The 2,508-nt window shown below is 61.4% G+C and carries 3 protein-coding genes; all 3 read right to left on the reverse strand.

The genetic code is table 11. The annotated features are described in order from the left end of the window. Positions 1-8 precede the first annotated feature (8 nt). Positions 9-1,628, reverse strand: coding sequence for an IS66 family transposase (locus IB265_RS36200; protein ID WP_192496221.1), 1,620 nt, complete (start codon positions 1,626-1,628; stop codon positions 9-11). A 75-nt stretch (positions 1,629-1,703) separates the two neighbouring features. Further along, positions 1,704-2,048 (reverse strand): IS66 family insertion sequence element accessory protein TnpB, encoded by a 345-nt coding sequence (gene tnpB / locus IB265_RS36205; RefSeq protein WP_192496222.1) that lies wholly within the window; start codon positions 2,046-2,048, stop codon positions 1,704-1,706. Continuing rightward, positions 2,045-2,431, reverse strand: coding sequence for a transposase (locus IB265_RS36210; RefSeq protein WP_192496223.1), 387 nt, complete (start codon positions 2,429-2,431; stop codon positions 2,045-2,047). Before IB265_RS36210 ends, tnpB begins: the two co-directional genes overlap by 4 nt. Positions 2,432-2,508 lie beyond the last annotated feature (77 nt).

The following is a 2,508-nucleotide window of genomic DNA, read 5'->3' on the forward strand; positions in this document are numbered from 1 at the left end:
GTAAGCGGTTAGCTGACGGCGTCTGACCTGAAGTTCCAGGGCATGAGGGCTTCGATTTCGGATGCGGGCCAGCCTTGAGCGATGCGGGTCAAGGTCTGCGAGAGCCAGTCGAGCGGATTGACGCCATTCATTTTGCAGGTCTGCAACAAGGTGGCCACCGTCGCCCAAGTTCGTCCACCGCCCTCGCTGCCGGCGAATAGGCTATTCTTTCTCGTAATCGTTTGGGGCCTGATCGCCCGTTCGACGATGTTGGAGTCGATCTCGATGCGACCGTCCGTCAGAAAGCGTTCCAGCGCCTCGCGCCGGGTGAGCGCGTAGCGGATCGCCTCGGCGGTTTTGGATTTTCCTGAGACCTTGCCCAGTTCCTTTTCCCAGAGCTCGAAGAGGCTGGCGACGGTGGCCGAGGATTTCTCCTGGCGCCGGGCCGCGCGGCTGTCGGCATCCTTACCGCGAACTTCATCCTCGATGCGCCAGAGCTCGGTCATTGCCAGGACAGTGTCTGTGGCGGCCTGCGAGACTCCGCTGATGTGCAGGTCATAAAACTTGCGCCGTAGATGTGCCCAACATCCTGCAAGCTGGACCGTTTCGTTGCTGCCGGTTTTCGCCCGCGTCTTGGCGAGACTGGTATAGGCCGAGTAGCCATCCACTTGCAGGATGCCGGTGAATCCGGAGAGATGACGCGTCACGCAATCCGCGCCTCTGCTGTCTTCAAAACGATAGGCCACCATCGGCGGACTGGTTCCGCCATAGGGGCGGTCGTCGCGTGCGTAAGCCCAAAGCCAGGCCTTGGTGGTTTTGCCCGAACCGGGCGCAAGAGTGGGCAGGGTCGTCTCGTCGGCAAAGATCCTTTCGCCCTCCTTGACCCTCTCCAGGATATAATCGGCCAGCATCTGCAGTTCGAAGCCCAGATGCCCCATCCATTGGGCCATCAGCGATCGGCTGATCTCGACGCCATCACGCAAATAGATCGCTTCCTGCCGATAAAGAGGAAGACCATCGGCGTATTTGGAAACGGCGATATAGGCGAGCAGCCGTTCGGTCGGCAGGCCGCCTTCGATGATGTGTGCCCGCGCCAGGGCCTGGACCACGCCGTCGCTGCCCCGGAAAGCGTACTTAGGGCGACGCGTCACGATAACCCTGAACTTCGGCGGCACGACGTCCAGCCGCTCCGAGCGGTCCTCTCCGATCAGAACCTTTGCCAGCCCCTCGCATCCGGCCGGGATTTCCGGCTCGATGACCTCCTCGATGCGCTCGAGATGGGCGGCAAAACCTTTGCGCGGACGCGGCGCGCGCTTCGGCTTGTCTTTGGCCGCGCGGTCGAGTTCGCTGCGGATTGCCGATAGGCCCGTTTCGACCTCTTCGAAGGCAAAGGAGACCTGCTCGTCGTTGACCCCGAGGCGGAGCCGCTCAGAGCGCTTGCCATTTTGCGTGCGCTGCAAAACCTTCATGATCAAGGTCAGGTTGGCAATCCGCTCGTTGGCGCTCTTCTCAACCGCCTCCAACCGCGCGATCTCAGCCTCGGCCACCTTCAGCCGGACCTCCTTCGCGGCCTGTTCGCGCGCCAACGCGAGAACCATCGCTTTCAGCGCATCAACGTCGTCCGGCAGGTCGCTAAGGGGCAAATCCATGGGGTCATGTAGAGCACAAAAACAGCCGCTTTCCCAATCATTACAGCAGCATGATTCATCTTGCCGCAGTACTGTTCAGCCCGTCAGCAACGGCCGCCTGACCTTGGTTGGCCGGATCTTCTTCCAATCCAGACCGGCCAGAAGCGCCATTAATTGCGAATGGTCCAGGCGTATCCTGGCGACCGATATGCCCGGCCAACAAAAGCTCTGCTCCTCGAGCGTTTTCGAATAGAGGCAGACGCCGCTGCCATCCCACCAGACGATGCGAACGCGGTCCGCCCGTTTCGACCGGAACACATAAAGCGCTCCGTTGAACGGGTCGAGACCGCCATCTCTGACCAGAGCCATCAAGGATGCCGCACCTTTGCGGAAGTCGACCGGCTGGCACGACACGTAAACGACGACGCCGGACGCGATCATGCCTTGCGGACCGCCCGAAGTATCTTCGCCAGGTGATCCGACTCGATATCGCCGGCGACGCGCACCACGACATCGCCGATGACGATTTCCACCGTAGAACTTGCCACCGGCTCAACGCGCGCGAACTTGACCTCCTCCTTCGCGGCTTCCGTCAGGGGCGCAACCATCCCCGATGACAGTGCCTTGCGGCGCCACCCGTAAAGCTGCGAGGGATCCAATCCCTCAGCACGCGCGATCGCCGAGACATTGGCCCCAGGCAACAACGTCTCTGCAATCAGGCGCTCCTTCTCCTCGTCCGGCCAGTCGCGCGGCTTGCGTCGCGCCCGCACCGGCGCCGCCGTCAAAACCTCGAATGTTCGTGGCTGATTCACACTGTCGCTCATAGGATTCTCCGCATAACTCATGCACAAAATCCCCGATCAGCGCGCCAAATGATACGTGGGGGTCCCTACGCGCTTAC

The sequence above is a fragment of the Ensifer sp. ENS10 genome, from assembly GCF_014852025.1.
Classification (GTDB): Bacteria; Pseudomonadota; Alphaproteobacteria; order Rhizobiales; family Rhizobiaceae; genus Ensifer.